The sequence below is a fragment of the Sphingomonas yabuuchiae genome, from assembly GCF_014199595.1.
In the GTDB taxonomy this organism is placed as follows: Bacteria; Pseudomonadota; Alphaproteobacteria; order Sphingomonadales; family Sphingomonadaceae; genus Sphingomonas; species Sphingomonas yabuuchiae.
In genome coordinates, this window is the sequence record NZ_JACHNX010000008.1 from 61,716 (window position 1) to 78,463 (window position 16,748).

The following is a 16,748-nucleotide window of genomic DNA, read 5'->3' on the forward strand; positions in this document are numbered from 1 at the left end:
AGGAATGCAGTTTGGCGAAAGTGACGTGCGATGAGTGACCTGACCGTTTTTGCGCCGCTGGCAGGCTGGGTGACGCCGCTCGCCGAAGTGCCGGACCCGGTCTTTGCCGAGAAGATGCTGGGCGACGGTGTCGCGATCGATCCGGTCAACGACGCGCTGTGCGCGCCCTGCGACGCGACCGTGCTGACGGTGCATGAGGCGGGCCATGCGGTCACGCTGCGCAGCACCGACGGCTATGAGCTGATCTGCCATATCGGTATCGACACCGTGTCGCTGGGCGGCAAGGGGCTGACGCCGCAGGTACAGGCTGGCGCGAAGGTGCTGGCGGGCCAGCCGCTGATCCGCTTCGACCTCGACTATCTGGTCCAGAACGCCCCCGCTGTCGTCACGCCGATCATCGTCGCCGATGCCACCCGCTATGCCGTCGAGCCCATCGCCAAGGGGTTGGTCGCGGTCGGTGATCCGCTGCTGCGCGTCGTGCCGCTGGGCGTCGAGACGGTCGATGCCGACATCGGCGGCGACATGCTGGTCGAGGAAACGGTCGTCGCACTGTCGCACGGCCTGCACGCCCGTCCCGCCGCGCGGCTGGTCGAGGCGGTCCGCAAGCATGACGCGCGCGTCACCCTGTATCACGGCGACCGCCATGCCTCGGCACTGAGCGCCGTCGGTCTGCTGGGGCTGGGTCTGGGCCATGGCACGACCGTGCGGATCGAGGCGAGCGGGGCACAGGCCGCCGCTGCCCTGGCCGAGGTCATCGCTTTCCTGAACGACGCCACGCCCGAGGAAACGCCGGTCGATGTGCCCGAGCCGGTACGCGGCGAGGGGCCGGGGCTGGGCGGTGTGCCCGCCGCGCCGGGCCTTGCGGTCGGGCCGATCCACCGGCTGACCCGTGCCGCCATTCCGGTCGAGACGCGGGCGGGTACCGAGGAGGAAGAGCGCACCCGCTTGAACGAGGCGCTCGACACGGTGCGCGAAGGCCTGGCCCGGGCGGCCGCCGCTGGTGGCGCACGCGGCGGGGTGATGGCCGCGCATGGCGCGATGCTGGCCGATCCGACGCTGACCGACGCCGCTTTGGCCATGATCGGCCGGGGGATGAGCGCGGGCGTGGCGTGGCAGGAAGCGATCTCCGAGCAGGTCGCGGTCCTGTTGTCGAGCGGCGACCGCCGTATCGCCGAGCGCGCCGACGATCTGCGCGATCTGGAACGCCATGTGCTTGCAGCCTTGGCGGGCCTACCCATCGAAGGGCCGAGCGTCCCGCAGGGCGCGATCCTGGTCGCCGAGGATTTGCTGCCCAGCCAGGTTGCGGCACTCGACGCCGCCGTCGTGGCGGGCATCGCGCTGGTCAAGGGCGGGCCGACCTCGCATGCGGCGATCCTGGCGGCGGGCATGGGCCTGCCCATGGCGGTCGCCTTTGGTGAGCCGCTGGCCGCGCTGGAGGATGGCCGGATCATCGTGCTCGACGCCGATCGCGGCCTGATCGACCCCGAACCCGATGCGGAGGCACAGGGTCAGGTGCGCGACACCATCGCCCGCCGCAAGGCCGAGATGGAGGCGGCGCGCGCCGCGCAGGGGCCCTGCCGCATGGCGGACGGCACCCGGATCGAGATGTTCGCCAATCTGGGCTCGGTCGCCGATGCCGAGGCGGCGGTGGCCGAGGGCGCGGAGGGCTGCGGCCTGTTGCGCACCGAATTCCTGTTCCTGGAACGCGCCACCGCGCCGACTCGCGACGAACAGGCCCGCGATTACCAGGCGATCGCCGATGCACTGGGCGACCGGCCGATGATCGTCCGGCTGCTCGATGTCGGCGGCGACAAGCCCGCGCCCTATATGGACTTGCCCGTCGAGGAGAATCCGGCGCTGGGCCTGCGCGGCATCCGCGTGTCGCTCGCCGATCCGCGGTTGCTGGAAGATCAGGTGGCTGCGATCTTGGCGGTGCGCCAGCCGTGTCGGATCATGGCGCCGATGATCGCCAGCCTGTCCGAACTGGAGGCGGTTCGCGCCGTCGTCGAGCGCCACGGTCGCAAAGCCGAGGTCGGCGTCATGATCGAGACGCCCGCCGCCGCGATTTCTGCCGATATTCTCGCGCGTAAGGCGGACTTTTTCTCAATCGGTACGAACGATCTGACCCAATATACGCTGGCCATGGATCGCGGCAATGCGGCCGTGGCGGCGGGGGTCGACGGGCTGCATCCGGCGGTGCTGCGTCTGATCGGCACGACCTGCGACGGCGCGGCGCGGCACGACACGCCGGTCGGCGTCTGCGGTTCGCTGGCCGCCGATCGCCTGGCGGTGCCGATCCTGCTGGGCCTGGGCGTCAGCGAATTGTCGGTGCCCCCGGCGCGGGTGGCGGCGATCAAGGCGCTGGTCGGCACGCTCGACATGGTGAAATGCCGCGCCGCCGCGATTGCCGCGCTGGCGCTCCCCTCGGCGGCGGCGGTCCGCGCGCACATCACGACTATGCTTCAGGAGATCGGCGCATGAGCTCGCCCATGGCCACCATCCAATCGCTCGGGCGAGCGCTCATGCTGCCCATCGCGGTGCTGCCGGTCGCGGGCCTGTTGCTGCGCTTGGGCCAGCCCGACATGCTGAACATCGCCTTCATGGCGAATGCGGGCAATGCGATCTTCGACAATCTGGGCCTGTTGTTCGCGGTCGGTGTCGCCACCGCCTTTGCCCGTGACGGCAATGGCGCGGCGGCACTGGCGGGCATCACCTGCTACCTGGTCACCATCAAGGGTGCCGAAACCCTGATCGTGCCGCCCTCCGGGACGGGAGCCGGACTGGCCAAGGACATCGCCGCGACCGTCGAGGCGGCGTGGCGGACCAAGTCGGTCCATCGGTTCGACGTGCCGGTCGGCATCGTCGCGGGGCTCATCGGCGGCAATTTCTACAACCGCTTCGCCACCATCAAGATGCCGGAATATCTGGCCTTTTTCGGTGGCCGTCGCTTCGTGCCGATCATTTCGGGCATTGCGGGCCTGGGGCTCGCCGCCCTGCTGGGCATGGCGTTCGGGCCGGTCAATGCGGGCATCGACGCCATGAGCCAAGGCATCGTCCAGGCGGGCGGGCTGGGGCTGTTCGCCTTTGGCGTGCTCAATCGCCTGCTGGTCGTCACCGGCCTGCATCACATCCTGAACACCGTCGCCTATTTCGTGGTCGGCGATTATCAGGGCAAGACGGGCGACCTGACCCGCTTCTTCGCGGGCGATCCGACCGCAGGCGCGTTCATGAGCGGCTTCTTCCCCGTCATGATGTTCGGCCTGCCCGCCGCGTGTCTGGCCATGTATCATGAAGCGCTGCCGGAGCGGAAAAAGGCGGTCGGAGGCATGCTGTTCAGCCTGGCGCTGATGTCGTTCCTGACCGGCGTGACCGAGCCGATCGAGTTCAGCTTCATGTTCCTGGCGCCGGTCCTCTATGCCTTCCACGCGGTCCTGACCGGTCTGTCGGAAGCGTTGATGAACGCGCTGGGCGTAAGGCTGGGCTATACCTTCTCGGCCGGTCTGTTCGATTACGTCATCAATTTCGGCAAGGCGACCAAGCCGCTCATGCTGTTGCCGATCGGCGCGGCCTATGCGCTGATCTATTATGCGGTGTTCCGCTTCGCGATCCGCCGCTGGAACCTGCAGACGCCGGGCCGTGAGGTCGAAGCCGCGGCTGAGGGCGAGGCGACCGAGATCGCCGGCGGGCGCGGGGCATCCTTCGTCGCGGCGATGGGTGGCAGCACGAACCTCAGCGAGATCGCGGCCTGCACCACCCGCCTGCGCCTGATCGTGGTCGATCCCGCCCAGGTCGACGAGCCCGCGCTCAAGCGGCTCGGCGCACGCGGTATCCTGCGTCCCTCGGCCAGCGGCGTTCAGGTCGTGCTGGGTCCGATTGCCGACGCCGTGGCGATGGAAATGCGCGCCGCCGTCGAGTCCGGGCCGATCGCCGCCACCGCCCGCGCGGCGGCTTCGGTCACGGCCGCACCGGTCCAGGAGGTCGCCGCCAAGGCGCAGACCAGTCTGTCGGATACGCTCGTGCGAGCCATGGGCGGCGCGGACAATATCGTCTCGGCCAGCCACCATGCCGGACGTTGGCGCGTCGTCCTTGTCGATCCCGCCCGTCAGGTCGGAACGGCACCGGGCCAGGCCAGGACGATCGCGACGGTGGCGCCCGACATCGTCCACATTCTGATTGATTAAATTACTGTCATCCTGACGTTAATCATATTGCCGCCTCAAGCGCAGGCTATATAGGCGCGCGTATCGGCTAATGAGAATGGATGACGGTCGCGTTTGGACGGTGACCGGGACGGAGGGAATTTTTGGTCAGCGAAGCGCCAGAAGTCTTGGACGATAAGCGGCTCTACCGCGCCCCGGCGCTGGAAAAAGGGCTCGATATCTTGGAGCTGCTGGCCGCCGAGGACCTGCCCTTGACGATGAGCGCGATCGTCACCCGTCTCGGGCGGTCGACAGGCGAGCTGTTCCGGATGATCCAGGTGCTGGAACATCGCGGCTATGTTTCGCAGGGGCCCGACGGTTATGTCATGACCTCTCGCCTGTTCCATCTGGGGCTGAAGCGTCCGCCGGTGCGCAGTCAGATGGAACAGGCCCTGCCCGAAATGCGGATGCTGTCCGACCGTATCGGCCAGTCCTGCTACCTCGCCATTCCCTCCGGCGCGGCATCCTCGGTCATCGCGCGAATGGAGGCCAATACCTCGGTCGGCTTCTCGGTGCGTGTCGGCTATCGCCGCCCGATCCATGAAACCCCGTCGGGGCAGTTGCTCTATGCCTTCCAGCCGGATGAGACACGGGCCGAATGGGACGGCCTGTTCGACCCGCCCCTGTCGGATGAGCGTCGTGCGGCCCTGATCGCGACGACGGATGCAATTCGCTCTCAGGGCTTTGTGCAGACGGACAGCGCCGAACTGCCCGGCATGGTCGAACTCGCCGTGCCGATCATGCGCGGCGGGCGTGCCGTCGCCGTGCTGACCGTGCCCTTCATCCGCATTACCGACGCGACGGTGGATGTCGACCAGGCGCTGGCGGTGCTGCGCGCGACGGCGACGCGCATTTCCGAACAGCTGATCGGAAACGACGCCCGTATCTGAAGCCCGCGCCTGACGGCGGCCTGATCCCGACTTGTCCCGGCGCCTCTTCGCGGCGATAGGGTCGGTGACCGATTGAACAAATCCGACAAGCCGGACTTTAGTCCCGATCGTCGGAGCGCCACGCCATGCGATCGATCGGACAGGTACAGGGGACCGTCAGTTGCTGTTGAAATATTATAAGGGATCGCTTCTGTTCACATTGCTCTGCCTGGCCATCGCCGCCTGGCTGGGCTTTCAGAGCACGGGAACGGTCCCCGGTACGCTCGGCATCCTGTGGATCGTGCTGGTGCTCGGCGTGCTGGAGGTGTCGCTGTCCTTCGACAACGCCGTCGTCAACGCGACCGTGCTGCGCGACATGGACGACAAATGGCGCCACCGCTTCCTGACTTGGGGCATCATCATCGCCGTGTTCGGGATGCGCATCGTCTTCCCGCTCGCCATCGTCGCGATCGCGGCACATCTGGGGCCGATCGAGGCGGTGAAGCTCGCGGCGGGCGATCCGGTGCGGTATGAGCAGATCATCACCTCCGCCCATGTCGGTATTTCCGGTTTCGGCGGCAGCTTCCTGGCCATGGTCGGCCTGAACTTCTTCCTCGACGACGAGAAGGAGGAGCATTGGCTGCCCGTGATCGAACGCCCATTGGCCGCGCTGCGGGACATTTCGGGGCTGGCGACCGGCATCGTCCTGCTGGCGCTCTATGCCATTTCGCGGTTCATCCCGGCAGACGACGCGATGACCTTCATCACCTCGGGGATTTTCGGCCTGCTGACCTATATCGCGGTCCATGCCATCGGCGTGCTGCTGGGCAGCGACGGCGATGCGGCGACGGGCGCGGCCGCGCGGTCGGGCTTCGCGGCGTTCCTGTATCTCGAGGTGCTGGATGCCAGCTTCTCGTTCGACGGGGTGATCGGTGCGTTCGCGCTGTCGAACAATCTGTTCATCATCGCGCTGGGCCTGGGCATCGGGGCGATGTTCGTCCGTTCGATGACGATCATGCTGGTCGATCACGGCACGCTCGCGCAATATCGCTATCTGGAGCACGGCGCCTTCTATGCCATCGTCGCGCTGGCGACGATCATGCTGCTGTCGGTGCGGTTCCACATTCCGGAGACGATCACGGGCCTGATCGGCGCGACGCTGATCGGTCTGGCCTTCTGGGCCTCGGTCCGCAGCAACCGCAAGGCGCCGCAGGATCTGCCGCATGGTGGTGATCCGGTGCGGGCGGCGGGGAAGCCGATCGGCGACTGACGCCGCGATCGTGTCGCTTGCGGAACACTTTGCCCATGCGGGGGATTTCCCTTCCGAACGCTGGGCGAGGGACAGGTCATGTCGATTTCTGCAATCGATACGCGACGGGAGCAAAGGCGCGCCGATGACGGGCCGCTGCTGACGGAATTATTCCTGAAGGGGCGGGGGCGCGACACCATGACGGCGGAGGATGTCGCGAGGCTGGAGGACAGCGTCGAGGAGGTTCGCGCCATCCCCGCCCGCACCATCGTCATCCGCCAGGATGAACGGGTTCGCTACAGCAGCCTGCTGCTGGAAGGCGTGATGTGCCGGTACATGGACGACCGACAGGGCAACCGCCAGATCGTCGCCTTTCATGTTCCCGGCGATTTCGTCGATCTACACGGCTTTGCGATGCGCCATCTGGACCATGACATCGCGACGCTGACCCCCGTGCGGGTCGCATTGGCGGGACATGATCGGCTGGAACGGATCGTCGCCAGTTATCCCCGGCTGACGCGGTTGCTATGGTTCTCGACGCTGCTCGACGCGGCGATGCACCGGGAATGGGTGTTCCGGCTGGGGCGGCTGGAGGCGGATGGTCGCGTCGCGCATCTGTTCTGCGAGCTTCACGCGCGGCTGGCCATGGTCGACCTGGTTCGCGACGGCGTGTTCCGTTTCCCGGTAACCCAGATCGATCTGGCGGAGGCGGCGGGGATCACCCCGGTGCATCTCAACCGCGTACTTCGCTCGCTGCGCGAGCGGGGGCTGATGACCTTTCGCAGTGGGGAGGCGCATATCTTCGACCTCGACATGCTGGCCGCGCTTGCGGATTTCGACCCCGGCTATCTCTATGGCGGCGGCCCGACCCTGGACAAGCCGGGCGCATGACCCCGCTCGGCGAGTCCGGCAGCCCCTATCACGGCGTCCATGACGATGCTGGCGTGGCAACCGCCGAATGCGGGGTCGTCATGCTCGACGGGCCCAATGGCGTGGCGGTGGCGATGACGCCCGCTGCGGCGCGTGCCACCGGCGAAGGGCTGATGGCGGCGGCCCGACTAGCAGAGGCGCAGGGCGGCGAGGGATAGGTCACAAGACTTTACCCACCGAAACACGGGCTTATGGTGATGATGCGCGTTTCATGACCGGGAGTTCACATTGCGTCATCTGTCCCTCGCCGCCGCTCTGGCGGCTCTGTTGAGCACGTCCGCCATGGCGTCTCCGCCCCAGGCCGTACAGGCACCTGCCACCAACCCCCTGATCGCGCCATGGACCGGCCCCTATGGCGGGGTGCCGCCCTGGGACAAGGTGAAGCCCGAGCTGTTCCCGGCGGCCTTCGAGGCCGCGCTGGCCGAGCGCAAACGCGACTATGACCGGATCGCCAACAACCCGGCCAAGCCGAGCTTCGCCAACACCTTCGTGCCGATGCAGAATGCCGGACAGACGCTGAACCGCGTGATGACGCTGTTCGGGGTGATGACGGGCAATATGAACACGCCCGCTTATCAGGCGCTGGACCGCGAATGGTCGCCCAGGCTGTCCAAGGCGTCGGACGAAATCACCTTCAACCCTAAGCTGTTCGCGCGGATCGAGGCGATCTACAAGGCGCGGGACACGTCCGGCTTGGACGCGCAGCAGAAGCGGCTGGTCACGCGCACCTATGACAGCTTCGTACGGCAGGGGGCGAAGCTGACCCCGGCCCAGAAGGCCGAACTGTCCGCCTTCAATCAGAATCTGGCGATCAACTTCAGCGAGTTTTCGCAGCGGTTGCTGGCCGATGAAGGCACCGCGATCATCGTCACCGACGAGGCGCGGCTGGCAGGCTTGCCCGATAGCGTGAAGGCAGTGGCCAAGGCGGCCGCGGCCGAGCGGGGGCAGCAGGGTTGGGCGATCGTCAACACCCGGTCGGCGGTCGATCCGGTGCTGACCTTCGCCACCGATCGCGCGCTTCGCGAGCAGGTGTGGCGCGCCTTCACCAAGCGCGGCGACAATGGCGATATCAACGACACCAAGGCGACCATCGCCCGTATCGTGAAACTCCGCGCCAACCGCGCGCATCTGCTGGGCTTCAAGACCCATGCCGACTGGCGGATGCAGGATACGATGGCCAAGACCCCGGCCGCCGCGATGGACCTGATGATGCGCGTCTGGCCCGCCGCCAAGGCCCGCGTCGCCGAGGAGGTCCGCGACATGCAGGCGATTGCGGATAAGGACGGGGCGAAGATCACCATCGAGCCCTGGGACTATCGCTTCTATCAGGAGAAGGTCCGCAAGAGCCGCTACGACCTCGATCAGGCCGAGCTGAAACCCTATTTCGAGCTGAACAACATCATCCAAGGTTCGCTCTATGCCGCGAACCGGCTCTACGGGCTTGAGTTCAAGGAGATCACCGGCACGGTCCCGGTGTTCGAGTCGAACATGCGCGTCTGGCATGTGACCCGCAACGGCAAGGAAGTGGGCCTGTTCTACCGCGACGATTTCGCGCGGACGGGCAAGCGCTCGGGTGCCTGGGCGAACACCTATCGCGGCCAGCGCAACCTGCCGCCGGTGCAGAATGTCCTGTCGTCGAACAACAACAACTTCGCCAAGGGTGCGAAGGGCGAGCCGGTCCTCATCAGCCTGGACGATGCCGAGACGCTGTTCCACGAATTCGGCCATGCGATCCACGCGATGCTCCAGAACGTCACCTATCCGGGACTGGCGGGGACTCCGCGCGACTTCGTGGAATATCCCAGCCAGGTGAACGAGCATTGGCTGCTGACCCGCGACGTGCTGGATAAATACGCCCGCCACTATAAGACCGGCCAGCCCATGCCGCAGGCCCTGCTCGACAAGATCAAGGCGTCGGAGACCTTCAACCAGGGTTTCGCGACGACCGAATATCTGTCTTCGGCGATCGTCGATATGAAGCTGCACACCATCCCCGATGGGATCGTCGATCCCGCGGCGTTCGAGGCGGCGACGCTGAAGGAGATCGGCATGCCGAAGGAACTGTTGATGCGGCACCGCCTGCCGCAGTTCAATCACCTGTTCTCCTCGGACAGCTATTCGGCGGGCTATTACAGCTATCTCTGGTCGGAGACGATGGACGCCGACACCTTCGCGGCGTTCGAGGAAGCGGGCAGCCCATGGGACAAGGCGACGGCGGATCGTTTCGCGCGGATCCTGTTGTCGACGGGGAACGAGTCCGATCGCGCCGAGGCGTATCGTGCGTTCCGGGGCCGCGACCCGGATGTGAACGCGCTGCTGAAGCAACGCGGCTTCCCGACGAAGTAAAACATTCCTCCCCAAGCTTTGCTTGGGGAGGGGGACCATCGCGCCAGCGATGGTGGAGGGGCAAGACGGACCGGCCATGCCCCTCCACCACGCCCTGCGGGCGCGGTCCCCCTCCCCATCGAAGATGGGGAGGATTGGGGTTACAGCGCCTTCAACCGGATCGCCTGGCCGCCGCCCGGCGCGAGGGAGAGGGTCAACGTGTCGCCCTTCTTCACCCGCCTGGTCTCGAACGCGATCGAATGGCGCGCATCGGTGGCATAGGTCGCGCCGGGGCCATCCTTGTAAACCTGCGCCTCGTAACGCTTGCCCGGATCGAGGAAATCCAGCGTCACGGTCAGTTCCCGCGCATTCTCGTCGGTGATTGACCCGACATACCAGTCGCGGCTCTTGCGATCCCGCCGCGCGAAGGTGACGTAATCGCCGACCTCGCCGTTCAGCACGCGGCTATCCTCCCAGTCCACCGGCACATCCGCGATGAAGCGGAAAGCCTGCGGGTATTTCGCATAATTCTCCGGCGTGTCGGCCGCCATCTGTACCGGCGAGTAGAGCACCACATAGAGCGCCAGCTGCTTGGCGATGGTCGACTGGATCGGGCTGTTGTCGCTGCCGGTCAGGCTGAGCACGCCCGGCGTGAAGTCCATCGGGCCTTCCAACATCCGGGTGAAGGCCAAGTTGACCTCATGCTCGGGCGGGTTCTTGCCCGGCCAGGCGTTATACTCCATCCCACGCGAGCCCTCGCGCGCCAGCCAGTTGGGATAGGTGCGGCGCAGGCCGGTGTCCTTGACCGGCTCGTGGCTGTCGATCGACACCTTGTATTTGGCGGCGGCCTGCAACACGCGGAGATGGTGGTTCACCATCCACTGGCTTTCATGCCATTCGCGGCTCACCGAGCCGTCTGCGTTCACCCGCTCGATCTGCCCGGCATCGGCGACATAGCCGGTCTTGACCACCCGCTCGCCATGATCGGCAGCAAATTTGAACGCCGGGTCGAACTGGCTCTCATAATGGCTGACCGCGCCGCCGGTCTCGTGGTGGCCGATCAGCGAGACGCCCTTGGACTTGGCGTATGTCGCCAGCGCATCGGCATCGAAATCCTCCGCCGGGGTCGCGAACTGCATCGCCGAGCCATTGCCCGCCCAGTCGCCGCCCCAGCCGATATTCCACCCCTCGACCAGCACGCCGGGAATGCCGTATTTCGCGGCAAAGTCGATATAGGTCTTCACGTTCGCGGTGGTCGCACCGTGGCGAGGCCCGCGCGCCCAGCTCCATTCGCCCTTGATCATCTTCCACCAGACGCCGACGAACTTGCCGGGCTTGACCCAGGACACGTCGCCAAGCCTGTTGGGCTCGTTCAGGTTGAGCATCAGATGGCTCATGTAGAGCCCGCCCGCATCCGGTGCGATCAGGAAGGTCCGCCACGGCGTCGTCCAGGCGCCGGTCTTCACCACCTTGGGCGCGCCCGAGCCGGGGGTGAGCACCGCCTTGAAGCTGTTCCCCTCGGTCTTCATCAGCCCCATGCTGGCATAGTCGACCAAGGCCGCCTCATGGATGGCGACATGGGTGCCGTCGTCCAGCTTCATCGTGATCGGCGTCGCCGCCGTGCCGACCGCCGTGATCGGCGTGCGGTTGTAGAGATATTCCTCGCGATTCCACAGGAAGGCGGGCTTCCACCACGCGGTGCCGCCTTGCGCGATGTTGAACTCGGTCAGCTCCTCGGCGATGTTGGCCTTGGGCAAGGCCTGCTGCTCGGGAAATTCGTAGCGGAAGCCGACGCCGTCGTCCTGCACCCGGAACACCACGTCATAGCGGCGGTGGAGCGCGCTCGACTCCATCAGGCGGACGCGCATCTCGCGGTGATTGTCGCGGATGGTACGCCATTCGCCCCAGGGCTGGGTCCAGCTGGTGTCCGACCTGGCGTGGGTGACCGCCTCGATCTTCAGGCCGCGTTCGATCTTGGGCGCGTCGGTGAACATCATGCCCAGCCGCGACGGTGCGACGATCGCCTTGCCGTTCCGCGCGATCATATAGACCGCGCGGCCGTCATTGTCGGTGGAGACCTGCACCGTGATCTTGCCGTCGGGCGATGTTTCGACCGCATCGGGCTGGCCCGCAGGCTTGGCGAATTTGAACGTCTCGTTGACCGCCGGATCGGCGGGGCCGTTCTGGGCCTGTGCCGCACTGGCGATCAGGCCGAGGCCGATGGCAATGGTCGTCTTCATGCAGTCATCTCCCGGATCGCCGCCCCGAACGCGCCCAAGCGTTCGTCGGCGGCGCTATTGATCTGGACCAGCACCCGCTGCCCACGCGGCAGGGCAGGGGGCAGGGCCACGGGCGTGTCGCCCAGATTGAACAGGCAGAGCAGGCGCTGGTCGCCCTCACGCCGCTCAAAGGCGAGCAACTGATCATCGGCATGGAGCAGCGTCAGGTCGCCGACTGCCAGCGCAGGCGTTTCGGCCCGAAGGCGGACGAGGCGACGAGTGAGGTTCAGCAGCGAGTCCGGGTCACCGTCCTGACGGTTGACCGCGAGCGCGGCATGATCCGGCCCGACCGGCAGCCATGGCTCGGCGTCCGAGAAGCCGCCGTTAATGGCATTGCTGCTCCACGGCATCGGCGTGCGCACGCCGTCGCGCGACAGGGTCAGCGGCCAATTGGCGATCGCTTCCGGATCGACCAGCCGCTCGAAGGGGACATCGACCTGGGTCAGGCCCAGCTCCTCACCCTGATAGACAAAGGCGTTGCCGCGAAGCGACAGCAGCAACAGCATCTTCATCCGCGCAAAGGCATCGCGGTGTTCGGGCGTCGCCCAGCGCGATACGGCGCGCGGCGCGTCATGATTCTCGAACGCCCAGCTCGGCCAGCCGACACCCGGCTCGGCGGGCCATTTCGCCACCGCTTCCGCGACAATGCGCGGGGTCAGCCGATCGGCATAGAGGAAGTCGAAGCCGTAAGCCGTATTCAGCCGGTGGTCCCCGGCGGTGAACAGCTTCATCTCGCGATCGGCCTCGTCGCCGCCGACCTCGGCCACGGTGAAGCGGTCGCCATACTTATCCAGCGTGGCGCGGATACGCTCCAGGAACGGGACGATGTCGGCGTGGCTCTGGTTATAGAGTTTCAACTGGAAGTCGAACGGGCGCGTGCGTGTCTTGCCGGTGTCGGGCGCGGGCGGGTTATCGCGCATCGTCGGCTCGTGCATCATGAAGTTGATCGCGTCGAGCCGGAAGCCGTCCACCCCCCGGTCCAGCCAGAAGCGCGCCGTCGCCAGCAATTCAGCCTGTACCTCGGGGTGGTGGACGTGAAGCTGCGGCTGCTCCTTCAGGAAATTGTGGAGATAATATTGCCCACGCCGGGCGTCCCAGGTCCAGGCGGGGCCGCCGAACACCGACTGCCAGTTGGAAGGCGGCGAACCATCGGGCTTGGCATCGGCCCAGACATACCAGTCGGCACGCTTGTTTGTGCGGCTCGACCGGCTTTCGGTAAACCAGGGATGCTCGTCGGAGGTGTGGCTGTACACCTGATCGATGACGACCTTCAGCCCCAGTTCGTGCGCCCGCTCCACCAGCGCGTCGAAATCAGCGAGCGTCCCAAAGATCGGATCGACATCGCGGTAATCCGCCACGTCATAACCGAAATCCTTCATCGGCGAGGTGAAGAAGGGCGACAGCCAGATCGCATCCACGCCCAGGCTGGCGACATGGTCCAGCCGCGCGGTAATGCCGGGCAGGTCGCCGATGCCGTCGCCATTGCTGTCGGCGAAGCTGCGCGGGTAGATTTGATAGATCACCGCGCCCTTCCACCAGGGGCGCGCAGGCTTATGGGCAGTCTCGGTCATCAACGGCTCTCCGCCGCGCAGACGGCATAGCCGAAAGCGGGCAATTCCAACATCAGGCTCCCCGGCGCCGCGGCGGTCGGGGCACAGGTGCCGGCCATGGTGGTGAAACGTTGCGATGCCGTTTCAACCTGCACGGCCTGAGCAAGAGGCTTGGCCGAGGTGTTGAAGGCAATCACATATTCGCGCCCCGTGGCGGGATCGAAGCGCGACACCGCGAACAGGCCCGGCGCATCGCCGCGCGCGCGGATCACCTGCCGCCCCCGTGTCAGCGCCGGATTGGCGGTGCGCAGCCGGGCGAGGGTCGCGATCTCGCGATAGAGCGGGTGGCTGGGCACGAAGCTGTCGGTCGCGGTCGTCTTGGACGTGCCGACCAGCCTGTTGTCATTGTAGCTGGCGACCTTGCTGGCGAACATGTCCTCACGCGCGTCCTGGTCGTTGCCGTCGCCTGCGAAACCCTGTTCGTCGCCCGAATAGATGGTCGGCACCCCGCGCAGGGTCAGCAGCATGGCATGGCCGAGTTCGACCCGCTTCAGGATTTCCTCGTCCGAAGCATCGGGGTTCGCGGCCCGCACGTCGCGCGCGAAGCGGCCATGGTCGTGATTGCCGAGAAAGGTCGGCAATATCTCCGCCGTCGCCTCGCCCTTGGCGTACAGCACATCGCCCTCAAACAGGTTGGACAACACGCGCGTCGGCTTGTTCTCGGCGACCGTCTGGATCACCGCGTTCATGAAGGCGAAGTCGAGGACCGCCGGATAATCGGCGATCTTGGTCCACCGGGCCAGCGCACCCGGCTCCATCCCCGCCGTCACCTCGCCGAAGATATGGAAGTTCGGAATGCCCTTGGCCTTGGCACGGTCCAGCATGGCGGGGACGAAACTGCGCCAGAACTCCGGGTTCACATGCTTGGCGGTGTCGATGCGAAAGCCGTCGATGCCGAACCGGTCGATCCAGCTGCCGTAAATGTCGATCATGCCCGCAATGACGCGCGGATTTTCGGTGTAGAGATCATCCAGTCCCGAAAAGTCGCCGGTGGTCGAGCTTTCATCCTCGAAGCTCGTATTACCGCGATTGTGATAATAGATGGGGTCGTTGAGCCAGGCGGGGGTCTTGGCGTTCTTCTCGGCTGCGGGCACATAGGGGGTGTAGGCGTAGTTCGGGTCGGTCAGCTTCGCGAAGTTCGCCGCCGTCTGCACATCGTCACCCAGAAATCCCGGATTGATCGCCGCGCCCTTCACGCCGCCGCGCCGCTGATAGGGGTAGGTCGCACGGTCGCGATACGGGCAGAGCGAGCCCTCGGCGCATTCGCGATACTGGATCACGTCCGCCGTATGGTTGACGATGATGTCCATATAGACCTTCATCCCCCGGCCATGCGCCGCCGCGATGGAGGCGCGCAGGTCCGCCTCTGTCCCAAGATGCGGGTCGACCGTGGTGAAGTCAGTGATCCAATAGCCGTGATAGCCCGCGCTTTCCTGGCCCTTGGCGCCCTGCACGGCCTTGTTCTTGAAGATCGGCCCCAGCCAGATCGCGGTCGCGCCCAGCCCCTGAATATAGTCGAGCCGCTTGGTCAGCCCCTTCAGGTCGCCGCCATGGTAGAAGCCCTTGTGCGTCGGATCGAAGCCGGTGGTCAGCGGCCCGCCCTTCAACCCGCCGCGATCATTGGCGGTGTCGCCATTCTCGAACCGGTCGGGCAGGACGAAATAGATCACCTCGTCCTGCGGCAGGCGCTGGCGGTAATCCTGTGCGGCGAGCGGCGTGGCGGTCGCGAGGAGCGCGAGCAGCAGCGTCTTCATGCAAAAACCTTTGGGGCAGGGGCGGCGCAATGCGCGGCGAGGAAGGCGTCGTGCGTCGGTAGCCGGGCGGCCACCTGCGCGGCGTGACGCCGGGTGAGGCTGAGAAAATCGTCGAGCTCGTCCGCCGACAGCGTATCGGCGAGCGCATGATGTCCGGCCGGCATGATGCCCTGTCCGATCATCACCTGCACCCAGGCGGGTTCGGCGAAGAGTTCCTCGCCCTCCCGACGGAACCGACCGTTCGCGCGAAACAACGCGATCCGGGCGGCCAGGCTATCGGGCAGGGGCACCGCCCGCCGCTCGGTCCAGAAGGGCTCGGGGCGGGTATTGGCGTGGTAATGCAGGATCAGGAAATCGCGGATCGCCAGCCACTCGGCCGCCGTCTCGCGATTATAGGCTTCGATCTCGATCGCTGGCGGGATCGTCCCCGGCCAATAGTCGAGCAGCCGCGCGATGCCCGACTGGATGAGGTGGATGCTGGTCGACTCCAGCGGTTCCAGAAATCCCGCCGCCAGACCGAGTGCGACGCAGTTCCCAACCCAGGCGCGCCGCCGCCGTCCGGGGGAGAAGCGCAAGCAGCGCGGCTCGCCCATCGCCTTGCCGTTCAGCGCGGTCAGCAGGCGATCGGCGGCTTCGTCGTCCGAGAGATGGCGGCTGTCATAGACCAGGCCATTGCCGGTGCGGTACTGAAGCGGAATGCGCCAGCGCCAGCCTGCGCCATGTGCGATCGCGCGGGTATAGGGGGGCAGGGGGCTGGTCCGCTCGCCCGCCACCGCCAGCGCGCGGTCGCAGGGGAGTAGCTCGGACCAGTCGTCGAACGGCTCGGCCAGCGTCTCGCCGATCAGCAGCGCACGGAAACCCGTGCAGTCGATGAATAGGTCGCCCGCATGGGCCTGACCGCCGTCGAGCACGACATGGTCGACCCGCCCGCCCGTCTCGCGCGCGACCGAGGCGATGCGCCCCTCCACCCGTACCACGCCCGCTGCCTCCGCATGACGGCGAAGCAGCGCGGCATAGAGGCTGGCGTCGAAATGATAGGCCCAGGCCAGGCCGCTCGGCAAGTCGGGACGGCCGGGATCGGGGGCGAAACGGCCCGCCATGGCGGCTTGCGCGCTCGGCATATGGCCCCAGAGCGAGGCCGGGTTCGCCGCCCCGCCGCCGCGCAGCCAGTAATGATGGAAGGGGACGAGGCCCAGGCCACGCCCGATGCTGCCAAAGGCATGAAGATAGCCGCTGCCTTCGCCCGACCAGCCCTCGAACCGGATACCCAGCTTGAAGCTGCCGTTCGTCGCGCGGAGGAACTCGGCCTCGTCCAGCCCCAGCATCTGGTTGAACAGGCGGATACCGGGAATGGTGGCCTCACCGACACCTACCGTTCCGATCGCGTCGGATTCGATCAGGGTGATGCGGGTGGACGCTGGTGCGAACCGGGCAAGGGCCGCTGCCGCCATCCAACCGGCCGTGCCGCCGCCGACGATCACGACCCGTTGAGCGATATGATCTGCGGAAGGGGCGGCGTCCATGCGGCGTCTC

The 16,748-nt window shown here is 66.3% G+C and carries 11 protein-coding genes; 7 read left to right on the forward strand and 4 right to left on the reverse strand.

All coding sequences use genetic code 11. From position 1 onward, the window contains the following. Nucleotides 1-30: 30 nt before the first annotated feature. From ptsP to GGQ89_RS11310, 7 genes are all read left to right on the forward strand, one after another. On the forward strand, nt 31-2,481 hold the full coding sequence (gene ptsP / locus GGQ89_RS11280; protein WP_184105859.1) for a phosphoenolpyruvate--protein phosphotransferase: 2,451 nt from the start codon (nt 31-33) through the stop codon (nt 2,479-2,481). Continuing rightward, nucleotides 2,478-4,181 carry an N-acetylglucosamine-specific PTS transporter subunit IIBC gene (nagE, locus tag GGQ89_RS11285; protein WP_184105860.1) on the forward strand — a complete coding sequence of 568 codons (1,704 nt, stop codon included), beginning with the start codon at nt 2,478-2,480 and terminating at the stop codon, nt 4,179-4,181. Before ptsP ends, nagE begins: the two co-directional genes overlap by 4 nt. A gap of 146 nt (nt 4,182-4,327) precedes the next feature. Next, a complete protein-coding gene (locus tag GGQ89_RS11290; RefSeq protein WP_240456373.1) occupies nt 4,328-5,089 on the forward strand; it encodes an IclR family transcriptional regulator in 762 nt (253 codons plus the stop codon). Between the two features lie 163 nt (nt 5,090-5,252). Next, complete coding sequence (locus GGQ89_RS11295) at nt 5,253-6,338, forward strand: DUF475 domain-containing protein (RefSeq protein WP_076718250.1); 1,086 nt, start codon at nt 5,253-5,255, stop codon at nt 6,336-6,338. Nucleotides 6,339-6,416: 78 nt separating this feature from the next. Continuing rightward, complete coding sequence (locus GGQ89_RS11300) at nt 6,417-7,208, forward strand: Crp/Fnr family transcriptional regulator (RefSeq protein WP_184105862.1); 792 nt, start codon at nt 6,417-6,419, stop codon at nt 7,206-7,208. After that, a complete protein-coding gene (locus GGQ89_RS11305; protein ID WP_184105863.1) occupies nt 7,205-7,405 on the forward strand; it encodes a hypothetical protein in 201 nt (66 codons plus the stop codon). The genes GGQ89_RS11300 and GGQ89_RS11305 overlap by 4 nt, the downstream gene beginning before the upstream one ends. 70 nt (nt 7,406-7,475) lie before the next feature. Next, entirely contained in the window at nt 7,476-9,593 is a 2,118-nt protein-coding gene (locus tag GGQ89_RS11310) for a M3 family metallopeptidase (RefSeq protein WP_184105864.1), read from the forward strand. Nucleotides 9,594-9,733: 140 nt separating this feature from the next. On the opposite strand, the gene GGQ89_RS11315 is transcribed toward GGQ89_RS11310, so the two are convergent. The 4 genes from GGQ89_RS11315 to GGQ89_RS11330 are packed head-to-tail and all read right to left on the reverse strand — an operon-like array spanning nt 9,734 to nt 16,738. Further along, nucleotides 9,734-11,812, reverse strand: a complete 2,079-nt coding sequence (locus tag GGQ89_RS11315) for a glycoside hydrolase family 97 protein (RefSeq protein WP_184105865.1) — start codon at nt 11,810-11,812, stop codon at nt 9,734-9,736. After that, entirely contained in the window at nt 11,809-13,422 is a 1,614-nt protein-coding gene (locus tag GGQ89_RS11320) for an alpha-glucosidase (RefSeq protein WP_184105866.1), read from the reverse strand. Before GGQ89_RS11320 ends, GGQ89_RS11315 begins: the two co-directional genes overlap by 4 nt. Next, complete coding sequence (locus GGQ89_RS11325; protein WP_184105867.1) at nt 13,422-15,215, reverse strand: alpha-amylase family glycosyl hydrolase; 1,794 nt, start codon at nt 15,213-15,215, stop codon at nt 13,422-13,424. Before GGQ89_RS11325 ends, GGQ89_RS11320 begins: the two co-directional genes overlap by 1 nt. Next, nucleotides 15,212-16,738, reverse strand: coding sequence for a tryptophan halogenase family protein (locus GGQ89_RS11330; RefSeq protein WP_184105868.1), 1,527 nt, complete (start codon nt 16,736-16,738; stop codon nt 15,212-15,214). The genes GGQ89_RS11325 and GGQ89_RS11330 overlap by 4 nt, the downstream gene beginning before the upstream one ends. Nucleotides 16,739-16,748: the final 10 nt, after the last annotated feature.

Coding starts and splice junctions, on each gene's coding strand:
- ptsP (WP_184105859.1), top strand. CDS start 31: ATGAGTGACCTGACCGTTTTTGCGCCGCTGGCAGGCTGGGTGACGCCG.
- nagE (WP_184105860.1), top strand. CDS start 2,478: ATGAGCTCGCCCATGGCCACCATCCAATCGCTCGGGCGAGCGCTCATG.
- GGQ89_RS11300 (WP_184105862.1), top strand. CDS start 6,417: ATGTCGATTTCTGCAATCGATACGCGACGGGAGCAAAGGCGCGCCGAT.
- GGQ89_RS11305 (WP_184105863.1), top strand. CDS start 7,205: ATGACCCCGCTCGGCGAGTCCGGCAGCCCCTATCACGGCGTCCATGAC.
- GGQ89_RS11315 (WP_184105865.1), bottom strand. CDS start 11,812: ATGAAGACGACCATTGCCATCGGCCTCGGCCTGATCGCCAGTGCGGCA.
- GGQ89_RS11320 (WP_184105866.1), bottom strand. CDS start 13,422: ATGACCGAGACTGCCCATAAGCCTGCGCGCCCCTGGTGGAAGGGCGCG.
- GGQ89_RS11325 (WP_184105867.1), bottom strand. CDS start 15,215: ATGAAGACGCTGCTGCTCGCGCTCCTCGCGACCGCCACGCCGCTCGCC.
- GGQ89_RS11330 (WP_184105868.1), bottom strand. CDS start 16,738: ATGGACGCCGCCCCTTCCGCAGATCATATCGCTCAACGGGTCGTGATC.